Below are 26,296 nucleotides of genomic sequence, written 5' to 3'. Positions count from 1 at the left end.
CTCTGGAAGTCGAGTTCCGAAGGGTGGTTCTCCAGGCTTTCGCAGTCGGCGCTGAACCCGGGCGGACTGGACCCGGACACGTCGTGGGCGGCCGCAATCTTTACCCTGTACGGACCAGGGGTGAGGAATGATCCATTGAAACTAACGTCTAATGTCGCTGCCGCACAGGATGCTGTAGCCGGTATCGCTGAGATCAAAACGGACGTGCAGGCGCAGAAAGTGGAACTCGGTTCCAGCAATATCGCGACTATGAAGGATGCGGCAGTCGTGACGAACACCGCACTGGAGGGCATCCTCAAGCTGTCTGCGACATTGATCAGTCACTCCCGGAATGTCGATTCGCTCGCGAAGAAGATCGAGCAGCGCGACAGTCTGGACGCAGCGATCTGGGGGGCTGAGTCATGAGCGGTCACGACCGTGAGAGCCAGGGATCCAGCGCGTCCGAGGAGGAGACCGCGGAGGCTCTTGCACAGGTTCGCGTGCAGGAAGAGCGGTGGGACGAGTATCGGCGCGCGATGAGGGAGCACACCTCCCGGTTCGAAGAGGCGGCCGCTGCCCTGGGCCCGACGAACTACTTCGTACAGAAAGGGCTGGCGGCGCGAAGAGAGCTCGACAGCTACGTCGGCCAACTCACGTATCAGCAGACGGAGCTCCTGAACGAGGCCAAACGGGCGATCACGTCGTCCTCGGAAGTGGGTGCCTGATGGGGTTGATTTATGACGCGGCCGACTCGAACAACCTGAAGACCGCACTTACCGGGAATCTGACCTCGGCGTTGTCAGTGTTGCAGGCGACGGAGAATGCCTCTCGTCGTCTCGTCGAGGCACTGAGTGGCGGTGAGCTGTCCGGTAAGGGCTATTCGGCCGCGCAGCTCGTCCTTACGCGGGATATCGTCCCTCAGATCACGGCTGCCCGGAGTGAGATCGACATCATCCAGAACGACCTCACCAAGTACACCTACGAGGACAGCAAGGTCAATCGTTTCGGCGTCCTGAAAGAAGACGAGCTGAACGCACAGCTCACCGCCACCCGGGCGCAGCGGGATCTCACCGAGAGCCTCAAGGAGATGAACAGCGCGCTCGTCACTGCGGTGAATGCTGTCCTGCCTGGCACAGCGGAAGCCTTGGGCGCCGTGAATTCCCAGTTGGACCTGGTGTTGACGCAACTGGAGAACGACCTCCGCGATCTGACGGACAGGCTCGATGCACTCCATGGGTTCCATCAGGGGACCACCGGGCTCTTCCATAAGACCGTGTCCAAGGGAAAAGGCGTCGACATGTTCGCCCTGAAGGAGGCGAAGCCGGACCCGAAGAAGGACGCACAGTATCTGACGGAACTCTTGAAGGGGATGACTCCGGAGCAACGGTCTGCGTATCTCAACAGTCCGGAGTTCCGGGAGTGGGCGTCGAAGCATTGGGAGGGCGCGAAAGTCGCGATGGACGCGGCCGCCGATTCCGGTCTCATCGTTACCAACTCGCCCGAGTACCGCCGCTTCCTCACGGGGTATTGGAACCACAAGGCCCTCCTCAAGGCGGGGATCGACCCGGCGACCTGGGACCTCCGTCGTGGAACGGAGGCGAACTGGGAGACGATCAAGAAGGTCTACGACTACTACGGCCGCCTCTATCTGAACAATCCTGATCTTCAATGGGCGGGGATGGCGAACATGATCGGCCCGTCGTTCGCCGGCGGGTTCCGTGACCTGGCCATGCTGCGCAGCATCCTGAAATCGGGAGTGCAGCCCCCATTCATTCCTGACGCCCTGTGGGGGCAGTTGAGACAGTTCAGCGACGAAGAGTTGCGGTTCTACGAAACGACTCTTCTGGGGATGCAGAAAGAGATCTTCCTCGATCAAGCCCGTCAGCACGAGGCGTTCCTCGGTGGCGGCATGAAAGAGATCGAACGCCTCCGCGCATCCGGAGCGATCGATCGAGACACCGCATATGCCTGGAAGCAGATCGCATCCGGCGACCCCGCACAAATCTCCGAGGGGAACGGGTTCCTGCTCAAGCGTGAGCAGAAGGAGATCATCGATGACAATTACGATGCCATGCGGGATCACGCGCCCACGGGAGAGGCGATGACGCAAATGATCACCCTGATCGGCGCGGCAGCGATCCCCGGCGCGAAGACGTTCCCTGAGGTGTTCTCCGAAGGCAACATTGCCGACGAAGATGATCGCTGGTCACTGATCAAGAAAGACACCCTGCCGGTCTATCAGGACCTCGTGAAGAACCAGCCGGAGAAGGTGCGGGAGATCATCGAGTCCGACTTCACCAAACGCACCGAAGACATGCGCATCCAAAACCGGCTCCCCGAGATTCTGGACCGGGTGCGGCAGGGATACACCGGGAAGAAGAAACCTTGAGATACGGCAGACTGTCCCGCGCCGCGGTGGCGGGGATGCTGGTGTTCACGCTGACCGGGTGCGGAGTGGTCCAGGCACTCACGGCAGACACCTCACACCCGCGATGCGACACCCCAACGAAACAGGAAACAACAGTGAACGACCTGAAGACCTCACGAATGGACGAGGCGGCTTTGAAGGAGATCTACGAAACCTGCCAGGTCACCTTCGATCTCACCACCAATAAGCTCCTCAAAGAAGACCTCGGCCTCCCCGCCACGTCCCGCGGTGTGCCCGACATCGTCACCGACGGACCCATGACCCTCACCCTTCGCGGTTCCCAGGGAACACTAACGGCGCACACCGACCACGTCACCTTCTTCGCACCCGAGGAACGAGCTGATGTCAGCGAAATCGCGTACTTCCTCACCGCGGACACCCCGGAAGAGTTCTTCACCATCATCCGAGACGGCGCCGAAGCCTACGGCTTCGACAAAACCAGCGTGGAACGCGAGATCAAGTACATGAAGGATTACCCAGATGTCGGTTCCAAAGTGGCGCTTCAACCTGGTTACAAGCTCGGGTTCCAAGTGGTCTATGACCTCCGTTACAGAGGCCCAGGGAACGTCAACACCGTCATCGTCTCGGTCAATCCGACGGTCAGCGAATTTGAACCGCTGTTAGGGCCCTGAGCACCGCGTTTTCCGGCCTGGGAAGCGGCCGAGACCGCGTCTCGTCCTCCTCTGAGCGCGGAGATGTCCGGTCGGAGCTCGTGGGGTGCGGCAGGGAACGCAGGGAATTACAAACCATGAGGTACAGGAGATTGGCCGGCGCTGCGCTGGCGGGAGCGCTGGTGTTCACACTGAACGGGTGCGGAGTTGTCCAGGCACTCACAGCAGACACCTCCCTACCGCAATGCGACACCCGACCGAAACAGGAAGCAACCATGACTAGCGCGACAAACTCGCAACTGGACGAGACAGGACTGAAGAAGATCTACGAAACCTGTCAGGTCACCTTCGACATCAGCAGGAACGAACTCCTCAAGGAAGACCTCGCCCTCCCCGCCACTGCCCGTTATGTGCCCAGCATCACGACCGACGGCCCCATAGCCCTCACCCTTCAGGGTTCCAAAGGGACACTCACTGCACGCACTGACCACATCAGGTTCTTCTCAGTGGAGGAAGAACCTTGGGTTGATATCACGTACTTCCTGACCGCCGAGACTTTGGAAGAGTTCGTCACGATCATCCGCGACGGCGCCGAGGCCTACGGCTTCGACAAGACTAGCGCGGAATATCAGATTAAGGCCATGAAAGACCGTCCCAATGATGGTTTCAAAATTGCACTTGATCCCGGCTACAAACTCGGGTTCGAAGTGATCTATGACCTCCGCTATAGGGGTCCAGGGCACGTCAACACCGTCATCGTCTTGGTCACTCCGGCGGTCAGCGAACCGAGGCCGCATTCCTATTCTGAGCCGACCTCCTGAGATCGTGGGCCGCACGCGACAGGCATGCACGGAAGCAAGAACCACGAGATACAGACTGGCCCGGGCTGCGGTAGTGGGAATGCTGGTGTTCACACTGACCGGGTGCGGAGTGGTCCAGGCACTCACAGCAGACTCCTCACGACCGCAATGCGACACCCCAACGCAACAGGGAACCACCGTGAACGACCCGAAAAACTCCCGAATGGACGAGGCGGGCTTGAAGGAGATCTACAAAACCTGCCAGGTCACCTTCGACCTCACCAGAAACGAACTCCTCAAAGCGGATCTCGGCATCCCCGCCACCGGCTACCCACCCAACCTCTCAACCGATGGCCCGATGACTCTCACACTCCACGGCTCCCACGGAACACTCACCGCCCAATCCGACCACATCAGGTTCTTCACGGTCCCGGAAGAAGCGTGGGTTAGCGAGATCTCGTACTTCCTGACCGCGGACACCCCGGAAGAGTTCTTCACCATCATCCGCGACGGCGCCGAAGCCTACGGCTTCGACAAGACCAGCGCGGAACGCGAAATCAAGTACATGAAGAATGACCCCGATCGCGGTTTCAAAGTTGCGCTTCAGCCTGGTTACAAGCTCGGGTTCGAAGTGATCTATGACCTCCGTTACAGAGGCCCAGGGCATGTCAACACCGTCATCGTCTTGGTCACTCCAACCGCCAGCGAATTCCAACCCCTGCCAGGACTCTGAGCACCGCGATTCCCGACCTGAGAAGCGGCCGAGACCAGGTCTCGTCCTCCTCTCAACGCTCTGAGCGCCGGAGTTCTCCGCTCGGAGCTCGTGGGCCTCCGCCCTCAGACCTCCAGCGGAGCGCCCTGCGCGTCGATGCCGACCGCGTCCAGCATGGCCGCGAGCACGGCCTCCTCGTCCTCCAGCGGCTGCAGCGGGTCGCCCGAGACGAACACACGCACCTGCAGAAGGGCCTGGTGGGCCAGCATGGCGAGGCCCGAGACGACACGGCCGCCCACGGACTCCCACTGGCGGGCCAGCGGCGTCGGCCACGGCTCGTACGCGACGTCGAACAGGACGGACCGGCGCCGCGTGGAGTCGGTGTAGACCGCCTCGGTGGTGGTGCCGCCCGGCAGCGTGCTGATGACGAGGTCCGGCACGTCGAGCGAGCGGTCCGCCTGCGCGAACGGACGGATGCGGACGCGCAGGCCGAGCTGGTTCGCCAGCGGTTCGATCCATGCGCTGCGCTCCAGGTCGCGCACGTGCGCATCCACACGGTCGGCGCCGAGCTCCGCCGCCGCGACGAGCGCCGACGCTGCGGTCGCACCCCCGCCCAGGATGTGGACGTAGTGCGCCTGCTCGAGCCCGGCAGCCTGCAGGGCGCGCACGATGCCGGCGACGTCGGTGTTGAAGCCGCGGACCGCCTCGCCGTCGAGGAGCACGGTGTTCGCTCCCCCGGTCTGCTCCGCGATGCGGTCGGTCTCGGTGAGGAGCGGGAGCACCGCCTTCTTCAGCGGCATAGTCAGCGACAGCCCGCGCCACTCCGGGCCGAGGCCCGCGATGAACTCCGGCAAGGCGTCCTCGGTGACGTCGATGGCCTCGTACGACCAGTCCATCCCGAGCGCCTCGTACGCGGCCCGGTGGAGCTGCGGCGACTTCGAGTGGCCGATCGGCGAGCCGAGCACCGCGAGCTTGCGGCTGGGGGCCTTCGGCTTGCGGGGCTTGGATGCTGTCGACTTCGCGGGGGCCTTGGTCGACTGCTTCGTCGGGGCCTTCGCGGGCTCCGGCTCGGAGGCCGTCTCGGACTCCGGCTCCGCCTCTTCCTCCGGCTCGTCGTGCGGGGCCTCCCGCTCGACGGCCTCCTCCGCCTCCTCGACCGCGGCCTCCTCGGCTTCGCGCTCCCGCTCAGCCTCGACGAGCGCAGCGATCGACGCCTCCGACGACGCCTCCGAGACGCCGTCCTCGACCGCGGCCCGCTCGTCGGCCTCGTCCGTCTGCGACTCCTCGACCGTGTCGTCCTCGAGCACCGCGGGCTCCGCCAGGTCCTCGTCGCGCCGCTGCTTGCTCGTGTCACTCATAGCCGGGGTTGTCCCTCATCCACTGCTGCCATTTCTCCACCGCTGCCTCGTGTTCGGCCTGCGTGGTGGAGAAGATCGTCTCTCCGGTCTGGAGGTTCCAGGTCACGAAGTACATCCAGGTGCCGTCGGCGGGATGCTGCACCGCGTTGATCGCCAGGTCGCCCGGGTTCGAGATCGGGCCGACCGGCAGACCGGGATGCACGTAGGTGTTGTACGGGTTCCCGGCGTCCTCGCGCTCGGCGTCGGTCGTCTCCACCCGGTCGGTGTGGCCGGTACCGTAGGCGACCGTCGCGTCCGACTGCAGGTCCCATCCCTGGGCCAGCCGGTTGAGGAAGACCCGGGCGACCTTGGGGTAGTCGTCCTTCAGGCCGGCCTCGCGCTGCACGACGGACGCGAGCACGACGGTGTTCCAGCGGTTCTGCGGCGCGACGCCCGCCTCGTCGAGCGCCTGGAACATCCGGTCGACCATGGTCTTGATCGCCTGCTGCGCCGTCGTCCCCGGTGCGAAGGTGTAGGTCGCCGGGAACAGGAAGCCCTCGAGCGACTTGGCCTCGGCGGGGAGCCCGTACGCGGCCGGGTTCGCGGCCGCGGTCTGCAGGTCGGCGAGCGGGATCTTGGTCGCGTCCGACACCGTCTGCAGGATGTCCTTCTCCGGAGTCCCCTCCGGGATCACCGCGGTGTTCTCGACGCGCGACGACGGATCCTTCAGGGCGGCAAGCGCCGCTGCCGCGCTCATCTGCTTCGCGAGCTTGAAGACGCCGGGCTGGAACTCCACATCCGGCTTCTGCCGCAGCAGCAGCGAGTAGAACGCGTCGTACGTCTTGACGACGCCCGCCTTCGCGAGGTTCTCCGAGATCGTCGAGCCGTCGTCGCCGGACTTGATCGTGAACATGACCTCGCCCGTCCCTGTGCCCTTGTAGTCGTTCTCGGGCGGGAAGAGCGCGTTCTGCACCTTGGCGATCTGCGGCTGGAAGATGGCGTACGCGGCGCCGGCCATGCCGCCGAGGATGCCGAGCACGACGATGGTCACGATCAGCCGCTTGACCCACCGGCGCTTCTTCGGCGGCTCGTCATGCGACAGGTAGTTCTGCTGCCGCCAGACGAGTGGATGCTCGTCCTGGGCGGAATCGTCCTCGGTCTCCTCCAGCACTCCGAAGATGGTACGCGCAGGATGGTCATGGTGCGATGGCGTCTGATCGTCCGAGCCGTGACGCGCCGCGACGGAGACCGTCTCGGGCTCCTCGACGTGGGCGATGGGGCCGGTGATGACGGCGTCGAAGTCGAGGCCGTCGAGCGCCGCGCGATCCGCCGGCGTCTCCTGGGACGGGATCGGCGAGGAGATCGGCGTGCTGTCGTCGAACAGCGACCACGGCGTCGCGGACGGGGACTGCGCGGCCGAGACAGGAGCTCCGGCGACGGGCGCTGACGGCTCCTCCGGCTCCTCCGGCTGCTCGGGCTGCGCCGAGGATGGCTGCTGCTGCACCTGCTCCGGCTGCGGCTGCGACTCCTCCGCCCTGCGCTCCTGCGCCTCACGGGCGGCCCGCGCCTCGCGGCGCGTCATCGGCGGACGCTCGCCACTGTCCGTCGCCGGCGTCTGCGGCGGCGACGGCGGCCGGTTCACGGCCGGGAAGGCGGGCGGCTCGGGCCGCTCTGGGGGGTTCTGAGCCAAGCTACTGTCCAATGCTCGATTCGACGGGGTCACCCGGCGGACGGCCTGTGGCCCGTTCCGCATCGAGGGCGTGCTGCAAAATTATCGTGGCCGCGACCTGATCCACCACCGGACGCGCCTTCTTCGCGTTCCTACCCGACGCGCGGAGCGCCGAGGCCGCCGACACGGTCGACAGGCGTTCGTCGACCAGCCGTACCGGGATCCCGACCTCGACGGCCAGGGACTCGGCGAAACCGATCGCGTCCGCCGTGGATGCGGTGTGCGCGCCCGAGAGCGCCAACGGCAGTCCGACGATAACCTCGAAGGCTCCGAGTTCGCCGACGATCTCGGCGATCCGCCGGCGGTCCGCAGCGTCCTCGGAGCGAGGGACCGTCTCGACCGGGGTGGCCAGCATCCCGTGCAGGTCGGACCGGCTCACGCCGATCCTGACCTTGCCGACGTCGATGCCGATCCGCACCCCGCTACGCACGCGGTGCTATCCGATCGCCGAGACGACGGCGCTCAGCGCCGCGGGGATCGCGTCCGCGTCGGTCCCGCCGCCCTGCGCCAGGTCGGCCTTGCCGCCGCCACCGCCGCCGAGCACGCCCGCCGCCGTCTTCGCGAGCGCACCCGCGTTGACGCCCGCGTCACGAGCGGCCTGGTTGGTGCCGACGATCACGACCGGCTTGCCGCCGGCGCGGGCCGCGAGGGCGACCGCCGCGGCGTCCGAGCCGAGGCGCTCGCGCACCGTGGTGACCAGCATCCGCAGGTCATCGGCGCTGTTCAGCGTGCCCGCGTCCTCGGCTACGACGGTGACCGCTCCGCGGCGCGACGCCGACTCGAGCAGCGTCGGCACCTTGTCGAGCACCGCACGGGCCTCGAACGCCTGGATGCGCTTCTCCGCCGCCTTGAGGTTCGCCATCAGGTCGGCGATCTTCTCGGGCAGCTGCTCGCGCGGCGTCTTGAGCGAGCTCGACAGCTGCGACACGATCGTGCGCTCGACCGCGAGGTCCTTGAACGCCTCCAAGCCGACCAGCGACTCGACGCGGCGGTTCGTGGAACCGACGGAGGATTCGCTGACGAGGTTGATCATCCCGATCTCGGAGCTCGTCGAGACGTGCGTGCCCGCGCAGAGCTCGCGCGACCACGGGCCGCCGATGTCGACGACGCGCACGACATCGCCGTACTTCTCGCCGAACAGCGCCATAGCGCCGAGCGCCTTCGCCTCGCTCAGCGGCAGCTCGCGGGTGGTGACCTCGAGGTTCTGCCGGATGGCGTTGTTCGAGATCTCCTCGATCTCGCTCCGCGTCTCAGCCGAGAGCGCCTGGTTCCACGAGAAGTCGAGACGCAGGTAGCCGGCCTTGTTGTACGAGCCGGACTGGTGCGCGTTCGAGCCGAGCACCTGGCGGAGCGCCGCGTGGATGATGTGGGTGCCCGAGTGCGCCTGTCGCGCGCCGCGGCGGTAGTCCGCATCCACGATGCTCGTCGCCGGAGCGCCGACGCCGACCTCGCCGCTGCGGACCAGCACCTTGTGGCTGATCAGGCCCTTCACGGGCTTCTGCACGTCGAGCACGTCGAGCTCATATCCGGGGCCGACGATCGAGCCGGCGTCCGCATCCTGTCCGCCGGACTCCGCGTAAAGCGCCGTCGCGCCGAGGATGACCTCCGCGACCTGGCCCTCGCGGGCGCTGTTCACGGAGCGCCCATCGACGATGAGGCCGAGGATGCTCGACTCCGTCTGCAGCTCGGTGTAGCCGGTGAACACGGTCTCGCCGAGCGAGCGGAAGCTGCTGTACACCGACAGGTCGGCCAGCGCGGTCTTCTTCGCCTTCGCGTCCGCCTTCGCACGCGAGCGCTGGTCGGCCATGAGCTTGTCGAACGCGCCGCGATCGACGGTGAGCCCGGCCTCCTCCGCCATCTCCAGGGTGAGGTCGATCGGGAAGCCGTAGGTGTCGTGCAGGAGGAACGCGGTGTCGCCCGCGAGCTGCTTCCGCCCCTCCTTCTGCGTGGTCGCCACCGCGGTGTCGAGGATGCTCGTTCCCGCGGTGAGGGTGCGGAGGAAGGTCTCCTCCTCCGCGTAGGCGAGCTGCGAGATGCGGTCGAACTCGGTGTCGACCTCCGGGTACGCCGCCTTCATCGCGTCGCGCGAGACGGGGAAGAGCTCCGGGAAGGTCGCGGTCTCGACGCCGAGCAGGCGCATGGCGCGCACGGTGCGGCGGAGGAGGCGGCGCAGCACGTAGCCGCGTCCCTCGTTCGACGGGGTGACACCGTCGGCCATCAGCATGAGCGCACTGCGGACGTGGTCGGCCACGACGCGCAGCCGCACGTCGTCCTCGTGCGCCTCGTTGCCGTACGGCTTCTCGGCGAGCTCGGCCGCGCGGTCGAGCACCGGACGCACCTGGTCGATCTCGTACATGTTGTCGACACCCTGCTTGAGGAACGCGACGCGCTCGAGCCCCATGCCCGTGTCGATGTTCTTCTTCGGCAGGTCGCCGAGGATCTCGAACTCCTTGCCGTCGCCCTCGCCGCGCAGGTACTGCATGAAGACGAGGTTCCAGATCTCGACGTAGCGGTCGTCATCCGTCGCCGGTCCGCCGTCGATGCCGTAGGCGGGGCCACGGTCGAAGAAGATCTCCGAGCACGGGCCCGCGGGGCCGGGCTGGCCGGTCGACCAGTAGTTGGTGTCCTTGCCGAGGCCCTGGATGCGCTCCGCCGGCAGGGTCGAGACGCGCTGCCAGATCTCGCGGGCCTCGTCGTCCTCCTCATACACCGTGACCCACAGGTCCTTCGGGTCGAAGCCGAGGCCGCCGTCGTCCTCCGACGTCGTCAGCAGCTCCCAGGCGAAGGTGATCGCCTGCTCCTTGAAGTAGTCGCCGAAGGAGAAGTTGCCGCACATCTGGAAGAACGTGCCGTGCCGCGGCGTCTTGCCGACCTCGTCGATGTCGAGCGTGCGGATGCACTTCTGGACGCTCGTCGCGCGCGGGAACGGCGCCGGCACCACACCGGTCAGGTACGGGACGAAGGGCACCATCCCGGCCACCGTGAAGAGCAGCGACGGGTCGTCGCTGACCAGGGAGGCGGAGGGGACGACGGTGTGGCCGCGCTGCGCGAAGAAGTCGAGCCAGCGGCGGTGGATTTCAGCGGTCTGCATGGGTTCCGGTCGATCGAAGTCTGCGGGTGGGAGGGAAAGGGGGCGTCAGTCGCCCTGGATGGCCGAGCGGATCTCGGCCTCGCGCTGACGGTATCCGTCGGTGACGGCCTCCCCGAAGTCGCGCGCCTTCTGGTCGATGTTGCTGAAGAATTCGCGACCCTTGGCGGTCTCGTTGACCTTGTGGGCGACGGCGAAGCCGATGGCCACGCCGGTGAGCAGCCACAGGAAACTCTTCATGCTGATCCTCCCTCTCTGGATGCCGCCGCGCGCGGGCGCGGCGCACGAGAGTCAAGTCTAGTGCGAGCCGCCGCGTCCCTTCCTGGAGCCGAATCCTCCAGCGGCCCGGAACGCCGCCCGCGCCGCGGCGCTGAAGCCGGCGAGCTTGATGAGCGGGCCGCCGACCGTCGCGGCGAACAAGGCCACCAGGGCAGACACGTTACCGGTGACGTCCGCGACGTTCTTGGTGATCACGTCCACCCGGGCGAGCTGCTTGTTCGTCTCCTGCAGCGTCGTCGCGGTCTCGTCGAGGATCGGCGTGATGCCGTCGCTCGCCTCCTTGATCGCGTCGCGCGTCGAGTCGAGCACCCGCCCCAGCTTGATCAGGGGGATGGCGATGAAGCCGACGAGGACCGCGAACACGACGGCCGCGATCAACCCTGCGATGTCTCCTCCGGACACGTGGGCTCCTTCCATTCCGCCTCAGGCATACGGGACAAGCGTAGTCGCACGCGCGGGCGGCGGGAACGGCGCGAGCAGGAAAGGCGTGCCCGGAAACGACGAACGGGGCCGCGACGAAGAGTCGCGACCCCGTCCGGGGTGGTGCTGATGCTCAGCGAGCCGCGTAGTACTCGACGACCAGCTGGACCTCACAGGTCACGGGGACCTCTGCGCGCTTCGGGCGACGCACGAGGCGGGCCTGCAGCTTGTCGATCTCGACATCCAGGTAGCCCGGGGTCTTCGGCAGAACGTCGAGGTGACCGCCGGCGGCCGCGACCTGGAAGGGCTCGGTGCCCTCGGAGCGGGCCTTGACGTGGATGAGCTGGCCCGGCTTCACGCGGAAGGACGGGCGGTCGACGAGCTGGCCGTCGACGAGGATGTGACGGTGCACGACGAACTGGCGCGCCTGCGTGATGGTGCGGGCGAAGCCGGCGCGGAGCACGAGGGCGTCCAGACGCATCTCGAGGAGCTCGACCAGGTTCTCACCGGTCAGGCCCTGCGTACGGCGGGCCTCCTCGAAGGCGATCCGGAGCTGCTTCTCGCGGATGCCGTACTGGGCGCGCAGACGCTGCTTCTCGCGCAGACGCACGGCGTAGTCCGAGTCGGCCTTGCGCTTGGTGCGGCCGTGCTCACCCGGAGCGTAGGGGCGCTTCTCCATGTAGCGCGCCGCCTTCGGGGTGAGCGGGATGCCCAGGGCCCGCGACTCGCGGGTCTTGCTGCGGGAACGTGAAGACACGGTTTCCTTTCGAAAGTTCTCTCTGACGTGATGGATGCGGGCATACGTGTGCGCCCGCAGAGAGAGGGATTGTCGCCAGGGACGCCCGGCTACAGGGCTCTTCCCATCGAATCGTGGACGCGGCAGCCGCACCCCGAACACGCTTCTAGGCGCAGAAAGTCTAACAGATCGCGGTCAGCGCCCGCGCACGATGCGACGCAGCTTCGCCAGCCGCGCGGAGACGTCCCGTTCGTTGCCGTGCTCGGTGGGCGTGTAGTAGGTCGTGCCGGCCAGCTCGTCCGGCAGATACTGCTGCTCGAGCACGCCGAGCGCGTCGTCATGCGGGTACTTGTAGCCCTTGCCGTGACCGAGCCGCTTGGCTCCGGGATAGTGGGCGTCGCGAAGGTGCTTGGGCACGCGTCCGATCTTGCCGGCGCGCACGTCGGCGATCGCGGCGTCGAGCGCTATGTACGCCGCGTTCGACTTCGGCGCCGTGGCCAGATGCACGACCGCCTGGGCGAGAGGGATGCGGCCCTCCGGCATCCCGATGTACTGCACGGCGTCGGCCGCGGCGATGGCGACGCCGAGTGCCTGCGGGTCGGCCATCCCGATGTCCTCCGACGCCAGCACGATGATGCGGCGGGCGATGAAGCGCGGGTCCTCCCCTGCCTCGATCATGCGGGCGAGATAGTGCAGGGACGCGTCGACGTCGGAGCCCCGCACCGACTTGATGAAGGCGCTGATGACGTCGTAGTGCTCGTCGCCGTTGCGGTCGTAGCGGAGCAGCGCGCGGTCGACGGCCTGCGCGACGAGCTCGGCGGTGATGACCGGCTTCTTCTTGGAGGTCGCCGGCGTGGCCGACGCCGCTGTGACCGAAGCGGCCTCCAGCGCCGTCAACGCCCGCCGGGCGTCGCCCGAGGCGAGACGGATGAGGGCGGCACGCGCCTCCGGGTCGAGCGTGTACTGGCCACCGAGACCACGGTCGTCTGCCACGGCGCGGTCGATGACGACGCCGAGGTCGTCGTCGCTCAGCGTCTCCAGGGTGAGGAGCAGGCTGCGCGAGAGCAGCGGCGAGATGACGGAGAACGACGGGTTCTCGGTCGTCGCAGCCACGAGGATGACCCAGCCGTTCTCGACGCCGGGCAGCAGCGCATCCTGCTGGGCCTTGGTGAAGCGGTGGATCTCGTCGAGGAAGAGGACGGTGGAGACCCCGTAGAGATCGCGCGTCGAGAGCGCCTCGTCCATCACCAGCCGGACATCCTTGACGCCGGCCGTCACCGCCGACAGCTCGACGAACCGGCGGCCCGAGGAGTGCGCGATCGCCTGCGCGAGGGTCGTCTTGCCCGTGCCGGGCGGACCCCACAGGATGACGGAGACCGACCCCGACTGCCCCTCCTTGTCGGAGGCGAGCGCGACCAGCGGCGAACCCGGCTTGAGGAGGTGACGCTGACCGGCCACCTCGTCGAGCGACTTCGGGCGCATGCGCACCGCGAGAGGAGTCGCTCCGGTGCGGAGCCCAGGTTGCACGTCGACCACCCGTCCAGGCTAGTCGTGACCACCGACAGTCCGCCTGGGAGCGGCGAGTTTGTCGTCCATAGGGCCGCCGGATAGGGTTCTCCATGATCCAGCGGGCGCACGCCTCGCGGAGATCCCCCGTACCGACGCCGGAGGACACACGTGGCACCGAAGCAGAACGACCGCGAAGCGCGACAGGCACGCGAGCGGCTGCGCGCCTACCAGGCGCGACAGACCGTGCACGAGCACAAGGTCAAGCGCCGCAAGCGTGACAACTGGGTGGCCGGAATCGCGGCCATCGTGATCGTCGCCCTCGCGGTGGGCACGCAGCTCCTGTACTTCTCCGCCGGACCCGGCGCGGCGAAGGCTTCGTCCTCGTCGTCCCCGTCCACGTCGACCTCCGCGGGCGGCGTCCCGCCGAAGACGCTCGCCGAGGACCGCACCTGGACGGGCACCATGACGATCAACGGCGTCCCGCTGGGGGTCTCGCTCGACGGCGCCGCGGCCCCGCAGGCCGTCTCGTCCACGGTGTCGCTCGTGCAGAAGAAGTTCTACGACGGCCTGACCTGCCACCGCCTGACCAACGGCGGCTTCTACGTGCTGCAGTGCGGCGATCCGAAGGGCGACGGCTCCGGCGGACCGGGCTACGAGTACGGCCCGATCGAGAACGCGCCTGCCGACGACGTCTACAAGGCGGGCACGATCGCGATGGCCCGTCAGGGCAACAACGCCGAGAGCCAGGGCAGCCAGTTCTTCATCGTCTACGAGGACACGAAGATCCCCTCGGACGACGCCGGCGGCTACACCGTCATCGGCTCGGTGACCAGCGGCCTCGACCAGCTCAAGGCGCAGGTCACCGACAAGGGCATCGAAGGCGGGAAGACCGACGGCGCCCCCGCGGTGAAGACGACGATCGACAGCTTCACCCTGCAGTGACCGTGGCACGTGCAATAGGCTGATTCCCAAACGAGGGGCGGCATCCCGCCCGATCGCGCAGCAGCAAGGTGAGGCTCTTGGCTACTTCTGAACAGCACCCCTGGGGACGTGTCGACGACACCGGAACCGTGTACGTCCGCGAGGGCGACGGCGAACGCGTCGTCGGCGAGTACCCCGACGGTACGGCGGAGGAGGCGCTCGCGTACTTCGAGCGCAAGTACACCGATCTCGCCGGGCAGGTCGGCCTGCTGGAGCAGCGTGCGCGCCGGGGAGCCCCCGCGAGCGACGTCGCCAAGTCCGTCGCCAACCTGCGGTCCGCCGTCGAGGGTGCGAACGCGGTCGGCGACCTCGCGTCCCTCCTGACGCGCCTGGATGCACTGGGCGGCACCGTGGAGGAGCTCACCGAGCAGCAGAGCGCCGAGGCGAAGGCCGCCCTCGACGCCGCCATCGCCGAACGCACCGCGATCGTCGAGCAGGCGGAGGCCCTCGCGGCGCAGGACCCGGCGCGGACGCAGTGGAAGACCACGAGCGCCGAGCTCGACGCCCTGTTCGCGCGCTGGCAGGCCCACCAGCACGACGGCCCGCGCATCCCCAAGAACGAGGCGAACGAGCTGTGGAAGCGGTTCCGTGCCGCCCGCTCGACGATCGAGCACAACCGCAAGGCGTTCTTCGCCGAGCTGGACACGCAGCACCGCGACGTGCGCAGCCGCAAGAACGCGCTCATCGAGGAAGCCGAGAAGCTCATCCCGCTCGGTGCGGACGGGGTGCCGGAGTACCGCCGCCTGCTCGACCAGTGGAAGGCCGCCGGCCGCGCGGGCAAGAAGAACGACGACGCCCTGTGGGCGCGCTTCAAGGCCGCGGGCGACTCGATCTACTCGGCGAAGGCCGAAGTGGATGCGCGCGACAGCGCCGAGTACGAGGCGAACCTCCAGCAGAAGCTCGCGCTCCTCGACGAGGCCGAGCCGCTGCTGAAGGCCACCGATCGTGAGACCGCCCGCGCGCAGCTGCTGTCGATCCAGGAGCGCTGGGACCAGATCGGCCGCGTGCCGCGCGAGCAGGTGCGGCCGATCGAAGACCGCCTGCGCCGCGTCGAGGCGGCCGTCCGCCGCCTCGACGAAGAGCACTGGGAGAAGAACAACCCCGAGAAGAAGGCTCGCTCCGAAGGGCTGGCCAGCCAGCTCAACGCGGCCATCGCGAAGCTGGAGCAGGAGCTCGCCGATGCGCAGGCGACCGGCGACAGCGCCAAGGTGAAGGCAGCGCAGGAGGCCCTCGACGCCCGCAAGATCTGGCTCGACGCGCTGGGCTGAGTCGTCGTGATGACGCGGCGGTGATCTCACCGCCGCGTCGCAGTTCTCCACAGCACGCCTGACGAGGACGTTCTCCACCGTTCCGAGAATCCCGGCCCGCCCGGGATCCTCCCGGACGAGGCTGGGGGCATGAACACGATCTCCGCTCCCCTGCTCGACGCCGACATCCTGCCTGTGGTCGAGCTGCTCTCCCTCTGTCTCGACGGTCACCTGTTCCGCGTCGGCGACGCGTTCGCCCCGGCCGACGCGGTCGACGGGCCGGCGCTGCGTTCGCAGGCGTTCGCGCGCACCGCGCCCGGCTGGGCCGTCGCCGACCGTGGGTCGGCGGCCTGGATCCACGGCACGCGCGCCATGGCGCCCCCGGTCCCCCAGGTCTGCGTCCCGCCCCATCGCCGGGGAGGCGCGCTCTTCCCCGCTGTCGACACCTCACATCGCGTGCTCGGTGACGGCGAGACCGTCGTCTACGACGGTGTGCGGGTCACGAGCCCCCTACGCACAGCGGTCGATCTGCTCTGCTCCGGCACGCGCTTCGGCGAGACGGAGGCGCTCGAAGTCCGGCACCTCCTGCTGCTTGCCGGAGTCTCACCGTCTGAACTCGACGACCGGCTGCGGAGCAGTCGGCAGAAGGGATGCGGCCTCGCGCGGCAACGGCTGCCCGCCGTGGCACGGGCACGGCTGCCGCTCGCGATCGAGCCGGCGGTCGGGTCGGCGGTCGTCGGCGGTCAGCCGCCGCTGACGCGGTAGACGTCGTAGACGGCGTCGATGCGGCGCACCGCGTTGAGGACGCGGTCGAGGTGGGTGGTGTCTCCCATCTCGAAGACGAAGCGGCTGAGGGCCAGCCGATCGCTGGAGGTGGTCACCGTGGCCGAGAGGATGTTGACGTGATGTTCGGACAGCACGCGGGTGACGTCGCTGAGCAGGCCGGACCGGTCGAGGGCTTCGACCTGGATCTGCACCAGGAAGACGCTCTTGGAACTCGGCGCCCACTCGACGTCGATCATCCGCTCGGGCTCCTGCAACAGCGACTGCACGTTGTGGCAGTTCGCCTGGTGCACCGAGACGCCCTGGCCGCGGGTGATGAACCCGACGATCGGGTCGCCCGGGACGGGTGTGCAGCACTTCGCCAGCTTCACGAGGATGTCGGGGGCGCCACGAACGAGGACGCCGGAGTCGCTGTTGCGCAGCTGACGGCGGCCCTTGACCGGGATCTCGAGCTCGCCGTCCGACTCGACCTCGGTCTGCAGCGAGGCGACGATCTTCTCGATGACCGACTGCGTGGAGACGTGCCCCTCACCGACGGCCGCGTACAGGGCGGACACGTCCGGATACTTGAGCGAGAAGGCGACCTCGACCAGGGCGTCCTGCGTCATCAGCTTCTGGAGCGGCAGGTTCTGCTTGCGCATCGCGCGCGCGATCGCATCCTTGCCCTGCTCGATCGCCTCGTCGCGGCGCTCCTTGGTGAACCACTGGCGGATCTTGTTGCGCGCACGCGGGCTCTTGACGAAGTTGAGCCAGTCCTGGCTCGGGCCGGAGTCCGGGTTCTTCGAGGTGAAGATCTCGACGACGTCGCCCGTGTTGAGGCTGCTCTCCAGCGGGACGAGGCGACCGTTCACCTTCGCGCCCATCGTCCGGTGGCCCACCTCGGTGTGCACGGCATACGCGAAGTCGACCGGGGTCGCACCGGCGGGCAGGCCGATCACTCGTCCCTTCGGCGTGAAGACGTAGACCTCCTTCGCGCCGATCTCGAAGCGGAGCGAGTCGAGGAACTCGCTCGGGTCGGCGGTCTCCGCCTGCCAGTCCGAGATGTGGGCGAGCCAGGCCAGGTCGGTGTCCACCTTCGCGGGGCCGCCGGAGCTCTTGCCGGTGGTCTGCTCCTTGTACTTCCAGTGCGCAGCCACACCGAACTCGGCACGCTGGTGCATCTCCTCGGTGCGGATCTGGATCTCGACCGGGCGGCCCTGCGGACCGATCACGGTCGTGTGGAGCGACTGGTACAGGTTGAACTTCGGCGTCGCGATGTAGTCCTTGAAGCGGCCGGGCATCGGGGTCCAACGCGCGTGGATCTGCCCGAGCACCGCGTAACAGTCGCGCACCGTGTTCACCAGCACGCGGATGCCGACCAGGTCGTAGATGTCGTCGAACTCGCGGCCGCGGACCACCATCTTCTGGTAGATCGAGTAGTACTGCTTCGGCCGGCCGACGACCTTGCCGCGGATCTTGGCGGACTTCAAGTCGTCGTTGATCGCGTCGATGACCTGCTGCACCAGACGCTCGCGCTCCGGCGTGCGCTGCTTCACGAGACTCTCGATCTCGGCGTACAGCTTCGGGTACAGCACCGCGAACGACAGGTCCTCGAGCTCCCACTTGATCGCCTGGATGCCGAGACGGTGCGCGAGCGGTGCGTAGATCTCGAGAGTCTCGGTCGCCTTGCGCGTCGCGGATGCGGCGGGGACGAAGCCCCAGGTGCGCGCGTTGTGCAGGCGGTCTGCGAGCTTGATGATCAGCACCCGGATGTCCTTCGACATCGCGACAATCATCTTCCGGACCGTCTCGGCCTGCGCGCTGTCGCCGTACTTGACCTTGTCGAGCTTGGTGACGCCGTCGACCAGCATCGCGATCTCGTCGCCGAACTGGTCCCGCAACTCGTCGAGCGTGTACTCGGTGTCCTCGACCGTGTCGTGCAGGAGCGCAGCGGCGATGGTCTTGGCGCCGATGCCCAGGTCGGCGATGATCTGCGCGACGGCGACGGGATGCGTGATGTACGGCTCGCCCGAACGACGCTTCTGGCCGCGGTGCGCCCGCTCCGCAACGGAGTAGGCGCGCTCGATCAGCGACAGGTCGGCCTTCGGGTGGTGCATCCGCACCGTGCGCATCAGTGTCTCGACAGCACCGCCGGACGGCTGCGCTCGGGAGAAGATGCGCGGCACGAGACGGCGCAGGGAAGCGCTCTGCGATGTCGTCGTGTCAACCATTCGCGCGCCTCCTGTCGTCCATTATGACCGCTCCGGAACACCGTTCTGTCACGGTGCGGGATCTCGGCCCTAGACGATCGCTCCTGGCGTACCGTCGTCGCGCAGAACGGGACCACCCTCGGCGTGCCAGGCACTCATCCCGCCCGCGACGTTGGCGACGGGATAGTTCGCCTCGATGAGCGCATCGGTGACCCTCCGCGACCGGGCGCCGCTCCGGCAGATGACCAGCAGTTGCTGGTCCTCCGGAAGCTCATGCTGCCGCTCCCCCAGCTCACCGAGCGGGATGTGGTGCGCACCGGGCGCGTGCCCGGCCTCCCACTCGAAGGGCTCGCGTACGTCGAGCAGCCACGCGTCACCCGCGTCGGTCAGCTCGCGCGCACGTGCAACGGTGATCTCGTCCTCGGGGAGGAAAGGCGTCTGCGGGGCGGCGTCGGTCATCCGGCCAGGCTACTCCGCGGCCGCAGCGACTGCGTCGGCCTTGACCTCGGCCTTCGGACGGATGGACAGCACCTTCTGGTCGTGCTTCCGGATCGCCGGCTCCTTCTCTCGGAACTGCGAGTACATCGGCGCGGCCAGGAAGATCGTCGAGTACGTGCCGACGATGATGCCGATCAGCAGGGCGAGCGAGATGTCGCGCAGCGTCGCCGCGCCGAGCGCGTAGGCACCGATGAACAGGATGGACGCGACAGGCAGCACCGCGACGACGGCCGTGTTGATCGACCGGACCAGGGTCTGGTTGACCGCCAGGTTGACCGACTCGGCGAACGTGCGCCGGGTCAGCTCCATCTCCTCCTTGGTGTTCTCGCGGATCTTGTCGAAGACCACGACGGTGTCGTACAGCGAGTAGCCCAGGATGGTCAGGAAGCCGATCATGGTCGCCGGCGACACCTCGAACCCGACGAGCGCATACACACCCGCCGTGATGATGAGGTCGTGGAACAGCGAGATGATCGCGGCGGCGGACATCTTCCAGGTGCGGAAGTAGAGCGCCATGGCGATGAAGGCCAGCAGCAGGAACACCACGAGGCCCTGGATGGACTGCTGCGTCACATCCGCACCCCACGACGGCCCGATGAAGGTCGCAGAGACCTCCGACGCGTCGACGTCGTACGCCTTCGCCAGCGCGTCCGACACCTCGCGCGTCTGCGTCTCCGACAGCTGGTCGGTCTGCACGCGCACGGCGTTGTCGCCGACCACGCTGACGTGCGAGACGGCGCTCGGCACGACACTGCTGACAGCGTCCTGCGCCTTGCCGGTGTCGGTGCTCGACACGTCGCTCACCTGGAACTGCGAACCGCCGCGGAACTCGATCGAGAAGTTGAACCCGCCGCGGACGATCGGCACGAGGATCGAGAGCACGACCATGACGGCCGCGATCGAGTACCAGATCTTGCGGCGGCCGACGAAGTCGATCGAGCGCGCGCCGGTGTAGAGGTCGTTACCGAATTGCACGAGACGGCTGGCCATCAGGAGTCCTTCCCCTCGGTCGATCGATCCGAGGACGTCGAGGCGCCGGCGAGCTCTGCCGCCTTGCGCTCGGCGATCGTCTGGCGGCGAGCCGCCTCCTTGCCCGCTCGCGCGGCCGTTCCCGCCTTGACGGCTGCCGTCGGCGCCCGGAACTGCGCGGCCCCGCGATACACGGCGCCGAGCGCCTGCGGGTCGAGGCCGGACAGCGGGTGACCGGAGCTGAAGAAGCGCGTCCGCGCGAGCAGCTGCAGCGTCGGGTGGGTGAAGAGCAGCACGACGATGACGTCGATGATGGTCGTGAGTCCGAGCGTGAAGGCGAAGCCGCGCACGTTCGCCGCTGCGAGCACGTACAGCACGACGGCCGCGAGGAGGTTGGTGGCCTTCGACGCGTAGATCGTCCGGCGGGCGCGTCCCCAGCCGGCCTCCACGGCGGATTCGAGACCCCTCCCATCGCGCAACTCGTCTCGGATGCGTTCGAAGTACACGATGAAGGAGTCGGCCGTGAAGCCGATCGCGACGATCAGACCCGCCACACCCGCGAGGGAGAGCCGGTAGTCGTAGTGCCACGAGAGCAGCGAGATCGTCAGCCAGGTCAGCACGCCGGCCACGACCAGCGAGAAGATCGTGACGAGACCGAGCAGTCGGTACTGGAAGAACGTGTAGATGGCGACCAGGATGAGGCCGATCAGACCCGCGATCAGACCGGCGAGCAGCTGCGCGGTACCGAGGGTCGCCGAGATGGTGTCCTGGCTCTGCACCTTGAAGCTGAACGGCAGCGCGCCGAACTTCAGCTGATCGGCGAGGGCCTTCGCGGTCGTCTCGGTGAAGTTACCGGTGATCTGCGGCTTGCCGTCCGTGATCGCCGCCTGCGTCGTTGGCGCCGAGATCACCTTGCCGTCGAGCACGATCGCGAACTGGTTCTGCGATCCCTGGAGGCCGACGAGGCGCGTCGTGACGTCGGAGAAGGCCTTGGTGCCCGCCCCGTTGAAGACGATGTTCACGGCCCACTGGCCGGTCGTCACGCCCTGCGAGCTCTGGACCAGCCCGGCGTTCGCGTCGCTGATGTCCTGACCCTTGACCTCGACCGGGCCCAGCAGGTACTTGACCGTGTTCTTGTCGTCACACGTGATCAGCGGCTGGTCCGTCGGCGCGGAGCTCGTCGTCTTGTTCGCGTTCGCCTTGCAGTCGTAGGCGTTGAAGTCGGCCTGGAGCTTCGGCGTCACCCAGGCGAGGTCGCTGCCGTTCGTCGGCTTCGTCGACGGCGTCGCCTGCAGGTCGGGCGCCGGTGACGGCGCCGGGGTGGACTTGCCGTCGGCGCCGACGACCTCGTTCGTCGGGCCGCCGGCGATGAGCACCGGACGGAAGTCGAGACGTGCGCTGGACTTCACGCGGTCGAGCGTCGCCTGATCCGGCTTGCCGGGCAGCGAGACGACGATGTTCTTCGAGCCCTCGGTGGAGATCTGCGCCTCGGACACGCCGGACGCGTCGATGCGCTGGCGGATGATCGACACCGCCTGGTCCAGCTGCTGCTGCTGCACCGACTGGCCGTTCTCGACCTGCGGGGCGAGGATGATCTGCGTTCCCCCCTCGAGGTCGAGGGCGAGCTTCGGCAGCCACGTGGCGTTGCTGAACAGGACGCCTGCCGTGAGGGTGCCGAGGAGCACCACCACGATGACGCCGAGCCACGTCAGCGAACGCCAGGCTTTCTTGACCGGGGTCGACTTTGCCACCAGGAACTCAGCTTTCTACGAGCGCTCCGGCCCCGCGTGGGAGCCGGAGCACAGGGGATGTGTCAGTCGTCGCTCTTCGAGCCGGGCTTCTTGGGCGAGTCGTCGAGACGCTCGCCGTACTCCGGCGTCGTGGAGTCCGACGCGTCGTGGGTGATCGCGTGGTCTTCGTTGAGTTCGACACCGGGGGCCTCGGCGTCGTCGCTCGTGGCCTCCGCGTTCGTGGGCTCGACGACGCGGGCGAGCACCTGGCGGTGCACCTTGACGACGTGGCCGGGGCTCGTCTCGATGGTGGCGGTGTTGTCGTCCTCGTTGACGGACAGGAGCGTGCCGTAGAGACCGAAGTTGGTCATGACCTCGGCGCCGGGCACCATCTTCGAACGCGTCTCCTCCTGCTCCCGGCGCCGCTTGCGGCTGTTCCGGAACATGAAGAACACGAGGGCCGCCAGGATGACGACCATCAGGATGGTCAACGGGTCAAAGACCATGAAGCTGCCGAACCTTTCGATGGGGGCAAGGGGGTTGGCCGAACGGCCAGCTTGGATTATATGTCATCGACGAGCGTCGGAGGCTGGGAGGAATCCCGCCGCGGGCTCGGAATTCCGAGATGACGCCATGCCGCAGCGGTCGCCATGCGGCCGCGGGGCGTTCGGGAGAGCAGTCCGATGCGCACGAGGAAGGGCTCGACGACCGACTCGATCGTCTCCGCCTCCTCCCCGACGGAGACCGCGAGGGTGTTCAATCCCACCGGTCCGCCGTCGAAACGTTCGAGGATGATCTGCAGCACCGCACGGTCGAGGCGGTCGAGGCCGAGCGGGTCGACATCGTAGAGCTCGAGCGCCGCGCGCACCGCATTCACATCGGCCCGGCCGCCGTGGACGAGCGCGTAGTCGCGCACCCGGCGCAGCAGCCGGTTGGCGATGCGCGGCGTGCCGCGGCAGCGCCCGGCGATCTCGGCCAGCGCCTCCCGGTCGACCTCGAAGTCGAGCATCGTCGCCGCCCGCGTGAGCACCTGGGTCAGCTCGGCCTCGTCGTAGAACTCGAGGTGCGCGGTGAAGCCGAAACGGTCACGCAGCGGGTTGGGCAGCAGCCCCGAGCGCGTCGTCGCGCCGACCAGTGTGAACGGGGCCAGATCGAGGGGGATGGACGTGGCGCCCGCGCCTTTTCCGACCATGATGTCGATGCGGAAGTCCTCCATCGCGAGGTACAGCATCTCTTCCGCCGAACGCGCCATGCGGTGGATCTCGTCGATGAAGAGCACCTCGCCCGGCGTGAGCGACGACAGCAGCGCCGCGAGGTCGCCGGCGTGCTGGATGGCCGGACCGCTCGAGAGGCGCAGCGGCCGCTCGCTCTCGTGCGCGACGATCATCGCGAGTGTCGTCTTTCCGAGGCCTGGGGGGCCGGCGAGCAGGATGTGGTCGGCCGTCCGCTCCTGCATCCGCGCCGCGGTCAGCAACAGCTGGAGCTGGCCGCGCACCTTCGCCTGCCCGACGAACTCGGACAGCGTGCGCGGCCGCAGGGCTCCCTCGAAGGCGAGCTCGGTCTCCGACTCGAGCTCCGGGGTGGTCAGGTCGTCGCTCATCGCGCCGGTCCGAGCCGCGAAAGGGTGAGGCGCAGGAGGGACTGGACGCTGTCGCGCTCCTTCTCCTCGGTCTCGGCCGTGACCTCGGCGACCGCCTCGGCGGCGACCCGCTCCGGCCAGCCGAGCCCGACGAGGGCGACGAGCACGCTGTCGCCGACCGACGACGGGGCTCGGGATGTCTTCACCGCGGGCGCGGGACGGCGGACGGCGGTGAGCTTGCCGGCGAGGGAGACGACGATCAGCTTCGCGGTCTTGGGCCCGATCCCGGACACCTTGCGGAAGGGGGCGTCGTCGTCGGCTGCCACCGCGGTGGCGATGTCGTCCGGCGACAGCACGGACAGCACGCCGATGGCCGACTTGGGACCGACGCCCGAAACGCCGTTGAGAAGCTCGAACACCTCCAGCTGCTCCCTGTCGGCGAACCCGAACAGCTGCAGGGCGTCCTCCCGGACGATGAGCGAGGTGTGCAGGAAGGTCTCTTCACCCACGCGCAGCGACAGCACGTGGTCGGGCGTCAGCTGCAGGGCGAAGCCGACGCCGCCCACCTCGACGACGGCGGTGCCGCCGCTCGCCGAGAGCACGGTACCGCGGAGGGAGGAGATCACCGTGCAAGCCTACGGGGCACCGCCGACGTGCGGCTGGAGCGCTCCGCGGCGCGCCACGCCTGCTGCGCGGGGGTGAGCGCGGTGTCCGTCGCTCCTCCGGCGTCGGCCGCCACCGGGCCGCCGCGCCAGGCGTGGCAGATGGCGATCGCGAGGGCGTCCGCCGCATCCGCCGGCTTCGGCGCCTCCGCGAGCCCGAGGATGCGCGCGACCATCGCCTGGACCTGCCTCTTGTCCGCAGAGCCGTAGCCGGTGATCGCCGCCTTCACCTCGCTCGGCGTGTGCAGGGCGACCGGGAGGCCGCGCTTCGCCGCCGAGTGCAGGGCGACCCCGCTGACCTGCGCGGTGCCCATCACGGTGCGGAGGTTGTGCTGCGCGAACACGCGCTCGATGGCGACGACCGCGGGCAGATGCTCGTCGAGCAGGCGCTCGATGCCGTTCCCGACCGCGAGGAGCCGCTCCTCCAGGGCCATGCCCGGCGGAGTGCGGATGACCGTCACATCCACCAGCGTGGCGCGACGGTCCGCCTGCACGTCCACAAGCCCGACACCGCAGCGCGTCAGACCCGGGTCGATGCCGAGCACCCGGATCGTCACGGCCGCGACCTACTCGTCGTCTTCGTCGAGCTGCGCCTGCACCTCAGGGCTGATGTCGAGGTTCGTGTACACGTTCTGCACGTCGTCGGAGTCCTCGAGGGCGTCGATGAGGCGGAACACCTTGCGGGCCACCTCGGCGTCGGCCTCGACGTTGACGGTGGCCACGAACTCCGCGTCGGCCGAGTCGTAGTCGATACCGGCCTCCTGCAGCGCGGTGCGCGCCGCGACCAGGTCGGAAGCCTCGGTCAGCACCTCGAAGCTCTCGCCCCGGTCGGTGACCTCCTCCGCACCGGCGTCGAGCACGGCGGTGAGGACCGTGTCCTCATCCACACCGTCGGCGTGCGGCACGACGATGACGCCCTTGCGGTGGAAGTTGTAGGCGACGCTGCCCGGGTCGGCCATGGTGCCGCCGTTGCGGGTCATCGCGGTCCGGACCTCGGCCGCGGCCCGGTTCTTGTTCTCGGTGAGGCACTCGATCAGCAGTGCGACGCCGCCGGGGCCGTAGCCCTCGTACATGATCGTCGTGTAGTCGATCGACTCGCCGGTGAGGCCGGCGCCGCGCTTGATGGCGCGGTCGATGTTGTCGTTCGGGACCGAGGTCTTCTTGGCCTTCTGCACCGCGTCGACGAGCGTGGGGTTACCCGACAGGTCGGCACCGCCGGTCTTCGCCGCAACCTCGATGTTCTTGATCAGCTTCGCGAAGGACTTCGCGCGGCGGGCGTCGATCACCGCCTTCTTGTGCTTGGTCGTTGCCCACTTGGAATGCCCGGACACTGGTGCTCCCTCGTCTCACGTCTGAAGATCCTGACCATTGTAGGACGACTGCCCGCCCCGCTCCCGCACCGACCCTCGCGGCGGGGTCAGGCCGCGCGCAGAGCCGCCCGGCGCACCTTGCCGAGGAAGTACTCGTGGAAACGGGTGTCGCCGGTGATCTCGGGGTGGAACGACGTACCGAGCAGGTTGCCCTGCTCGACGGCGACGACACGACCGTCCGCGACCGTTGCCAGCGGTGTCGCCCGCTCGCCGACGCTCTCGACGATGGGTGCACGGATGAACACCGCGTGCATCGGCTCCTCGCCGACCGCCGGGATGTCGAGGTCGGTCTCGAACGAGTCCACCTGCGAGCCGAACGCGTTGCGCCGCACCGACACATCCAGGCCGCCGAGGCTCTGCTGGCCGGCGATACCGTCGAGGATGCGGTCGGCGAGCATGATCAGCCCGGCGCACGTCCCGTACACGGGCAGACCGTCGGCGATGGCCTGGCGCAACGGCTCCGCGACGCCGAATGCACGCGAGAGCTTGTCCATCACGCTGGACTCGCCGCCCGGGATCACCAGGCCGTCGATCTCCTCCAGCTCGGACGCACGGCGTACGGGGACGGCGTCGGCGCCCAGGCCCCGCAGGACCGCGATGTGCTCGCGGAAATCCCCCTGCAGGGCGAGGACGCCGACCCGCGTCGTCGTTCCGGTCACG

Annotated in this window: 27 protein-coding genes; 9 read left to right on the top strand and 18 right to left on the bottom strand. The window is 67.8% G+C overall.

Features of this window, described 5'->3' with window-relative positions; all coding sequences use genetic code 11:
* Positions 1-120 precede the first annotated feature (120 nt).
* The 6 genes from AXZ95_RS18920 (at position 121) to AXZ95_RS18895 (ending at position 4,551) form a co-directional block, all read left to right on the top strand.
* Complete coding sequence (locus AXZ95_RS18920; RefSeq protein WP_231374431.1) at positions 121-405, top strand: hypothetical protein; 285 nt, start codon at positions 121-123, stop codon at positions 403-405.
* Positions 402-704, top strand: coding sequence for a hypothetical protein (locus tag AXZ95_RS18915; protein ID WP_018191215.1), 303 nt, complete (start codon positions 402-404; stop codon positions 702-704). The genes AXZ95_RS18920 and AXZ95_RS18915 overlap by 4 nt, the downstream gene beginning before the upstream one ends.
* Positions 704-2,368, top strand: coding sequence for a hypothetical protein (locus tag AXZ95_RS18910; protein WP_018191216.1), 1,665 nt, complete (start codon positions 704-706; stop codon positions 2,366-2,368). Before AXZ95_RS18915 ends, AXZ95_RS18910 begins: the two co-directional genes overlap by 1 nt.
* A gap of 134 nt (positions 2,369-2,502) precedes the next feature.
* Positions 2,503-3,039, top strand: a complete 537-nt coding sequence (locus tag AXZ95_RS18905; RefSeq protein WP_231374432.1) for a hypothetical protein — start codon at positions 2,503-2,505, stop codon at positions 3,037-3,039.
* 254 nt (positions 3,040-3,293) lie between these two features.
* A complete protein-coding gene (locus tag AXZ95_RS18900) occupies positions 3,294-3,839 on the top strand; it encodes a hypothetical protein (RefSeq protein WP_018191218.1) in 546 nt (181 codons plus the stop codon).
* A gap of 178 nt (positions 3,840-4,017) precedes the next feature.
* Positions 4,018-4,551 (top strand): hypothetical protein, encoded by a 534-nt coding sequence (locus AXZ95_RS18895; protein ID WP_231374434.1) that lies wholly within the window; start codon positions 4,018-4,020, stop codon positions 4,549-4,551.
* Positions 4,552-4,655: 104 nt separating this feature from the next.
* On the opposite strand, the gene AXZ95_RS18890 is transcribed toward AXZ95_RS18895, so the two are convergent.
* The 8 genes from AXZ95_RS18890 to AXZ95_RS18855 form a co-directional block, all read right to left on the bottom strand.
* Complete coding sequence (locus AXZ95_RS18890) at positions 4,656-5,888, bottom strand: shikimate dehydrogenase (protein ID WP_018191220.1); 1,233 nt, start codon at positions 5,886-5,888, stop codon at positions 4,656-4,658.
* Positions 5,881-7,557, bottom strand: a complete 1,677-nt coding sequence (gene mltG, locus AXZ95_RS18885; protein WP_231374436.1) for an endolytic transglycosylase MltG — start codon at positions 7,555-7,557, stop codon at positions 5,881-5,883. Before mltG ends, AXZ95_RS18890 begins: the two co-directional genes overlap by 8 nt.
* A 1-nt stretch (position 7,558) precedes the next feature.
* Positions 7,559-8,026 carry a Holliday junction resolvase RuvX gene (ruvX, locus tag AXZ95_RS18880; RefSeq protein ID WP_026307193.1) on the bottom strand — a complete coding sequence of 156 codons (468 nt, stop codon included), beginning with the start codon at positions 8,024-8,026 and terminating at the stop codon, positions 7,559-7,561.
* A 6-nt stretch (positions 8,027-8,032) separates the two neighbouring features.
* Complete coding sequence (alaS, locus tag AXZ95_RS18875) at positions 8,033-10,687, bottom strand: alanine--tRNA ligase (protein ID WP_018191223.1); 2,655 nt, start codon at positions 10,685-10,687, stop codon at positions 8,033-8,035.
* A gap of 45 nt (positions 10,688-10,732) precedes the next feature.
* Positions 10,733-10,924: a hypothetical protein gene (locus tag AXZ95_RS18870; RefSeq protein ID WP_018191224.1), complete on the bottom strand. Its 192-nt coding sequence runs from the start codon at positions 10,922-10,924 to the stop codon at positions 10,733-10,735.
* 57 nt (positions 10,925-10,981) lie between these two features.
* Positions 10,982-11,365 (bottom strand): DUF948 domain-containing protein, encoded by a 384-nt coding sequence (locus tag AXZ95_RS18865; RefSeq protein WP_018191225.1) that lies wholly within the window; start codon positions 11,363-11,365, stop codon positions 10,982-10,984.
* Positions 11,366-11,516: 151 nt separating this feature from the next.
* Positions 11,517-12,140, bottom strand: coding sequence for a 30S ribosomal protein S4 (rpsD, locus tag AXZ95_RS18860; protein WP_018191226.1), 624 nt, complete (start codon positions 12,138-12,140; stop codon positions 11,517-11,519).
* Positions 12,141-12,314: 174 nt separating this feature from the next.
* Positions 12,315-13,655 (bottom strand): replication-associated recombination protein A, encoded by a 1,341-nt coding sequence (locus AXZ95_RS18855; RefSeq protein WP_081626610.1) that lies wholly within the window; start codon positions 13,653-13,655, stop codon positions 12,315-12,317.
* Positions 13,656-13,796: 141 nt separating this feature from the next.
* On the opposite strand from AXZ95_RS18855, the gene AXZ95_RS18850 reads away from it, so the two are divergent.
* The 3 genes from AXZ95_RS18850 (at position 13,797) to AXZ95_RS18840 (ending at position 16,621) form a co-directional block, all read left to right on the top strand.
* Entirely contained in the window at positions 13,797-14,570 is a 774-nt protein-coding gene (locus tag AXZ95_RS18850) for a peptidylprolyl isomerase (RefSeq protein WP_018191228.1), read from the top strand.
* Between the two features lie 77 nt (positions 14,571-14,647).
* On the top strand, positions 14,648-15,877 hold the full coding sequence (locus tag AXZ95_RS18845; RefSeq protein ID WP_026307194.1) for a DUF349 domain-containing protein: 1,230 nt from the start codon (positions 14,648-14,650) through the stop codon (positions 15,875-15,877).
* 129 nt (positions 15,878-16,006) lie between these two features.
* On the top strand, positions 16,007-16,621 hold the full coding sequence (locus tag AXZ95_RS18840; protein ID WP_018191230.1) for a type IV toxin-antitoxin system AbiEi family antitoxin: 615 nt from the start codon (positions 16,007-16,009) through the stop codon (positions 16,619-16,621).
* Here the strand turns inward: AXZ95_RS18840 and AXZ95_RS18835 are convergent.
* From AXZ95_RS18835 to pdxT, 10 genes are all read right to left on the bottom strand, one after another.
* Entirely contained in the window at positions 16,600-18,849 is a 2,250-nt protein-coding gene (locus tag AXZ95_RS18835) for a bifunctional (p)ppGpp synthetase/guanosine-3',5'-bis(diphosphate) 3'-pyrophosphohydrolase (protein WP_018191231.1), read from the bottom strand. The genes AXZ95_RS18840 and AXZ95_RS18835 overlap by 22 nt on opposite strands.
* 69 nt (positions 18,850-18,918) lie before the next feature.
* Positions 18,919-19,287 (bottom strand): rhodanese-like domain-containing protein, encoded by a 369-nt coding sequence (locus tag AXZ95_RS18830; RefSeq protein ID WP_018191232.1) that lies wholly within the window; start codon positions 19,285-19,287, stop codon positions 18,919-18,921.
* A 9-nt stretch (positions 19,288-19,296) separates the two neighbouring features.
* A complete protein-coding gene (gene secF, locus AXZ95_RS18825) occupies positions 19,297-20,316 on the bottom strand; it encodes a protein translocase subunit SecF (RefSeq protein WP_018191233.1) in 1,020 nt (339 codons plus the stop codon).
* The gene (gene secD, locus AXZ95_RS18820; protein WP_018191234.1) at positions 20,316-22,046 is read right to left on the bottom strand and encodes a protein translocase subunit SecD; all 1,731 of its coding nucleotides are present in this window, start codon (positions 22,044-22,046) and stop codon (positions 20,316-20,318) included. The genes secF and secD overlap by 1 nt, the downstream gene beginning before the upstream one ends.
* A gap of 62 nt (positions 22,047-22,108) precedes the next feature.
* Complete coding sequence (gene yajC, locus AXZ95_RS18815; protein ID WP_018191235.1) at positions 22,109-22,531, bottom strand: preprotein translocase subunit YajC; 423 nt, start codon at positions 22,529-22,531, stop codon at positions 22,109-22,111.
* 56 nt (positions 22,532-22,587) lie between these two features.
* Positions 22,588-23,625, bottom strand: a complete 1,038-nt coding sequence (ruvB, locus tag AXZ95_RS18810) for a Holliday junction branch migration DNA helicase RuvB (protein ID WP_018191236.1) — start codon at positions 23,623-23,625, stop codon at positions 22,588-22,590.
* Entirely contained in the window at positions 23,622-24,230 is a 609-nt protein-coding gene (ruvA, locus tag AXZ95_RS18805) for a Holliday junction branch migration protein RuvA (RefSeq protein ID WP_018191237.1), read from the bottom strand. The genes ruvB and ruvA overlap by 4 nt, the downstream gene beginning before the upstream one ends.
* Entirely contained in the window at positions 24,227-24,817 is a 591-nt protein-coding gene (gene ruvC, locus AXZ95_RS18800) for a crossover junction endodeoxyribonuclease RuvC (RefSeq protein WP_196802445.1), read from the bottom strand. Before ruvC ends, ruvA begins: the two co-directional genes overlap by 4 nt.
* A 15-nt stretch (positions 24,818-24,832) precedes the next feature.
* Complete coding sequence (locus tag AXZ95_RS18795) at positions 24,833-25,597, bottom strand: YebC/PmpR family DNA-binding transcriptional regulator (protein WP_018191239.1); 765 nt, start codon at positions 25,595-25,597, stop codon at positions 24,833-24,835.
* Between the two features lie 86 nt (positions 25,598-25,683).
* Positions 25,684-26,295: a pyridoxal 5'-phosphate synthase glutaminase subunit PdxT gene (pdxT, locus tag AXZ95_RS18790; protein WP_018191240.1), complete on the bottom strand. Its 612-nt coding sequence runs from the start codon at positions 26,293-26,295 to the stop codon at positions 25,684-25,686.
* Position 26,296: the final 1 nt, after the last annotated feature.

The sequence above is a fragment of the Leifsonia sp. 115AMFTsu3.1 genome (assembly GCF_004362795.1).
Classification (GTDB): Bacteria; Actinomycetota; Actinomycetes; order Actinomycetales; family Microbacteriaceae; genus Leifsonia.
Note: the sequence above shows the minus strand (reverse complement) of the source record. Positions and strands in the feature narration are given on the sequence as shown.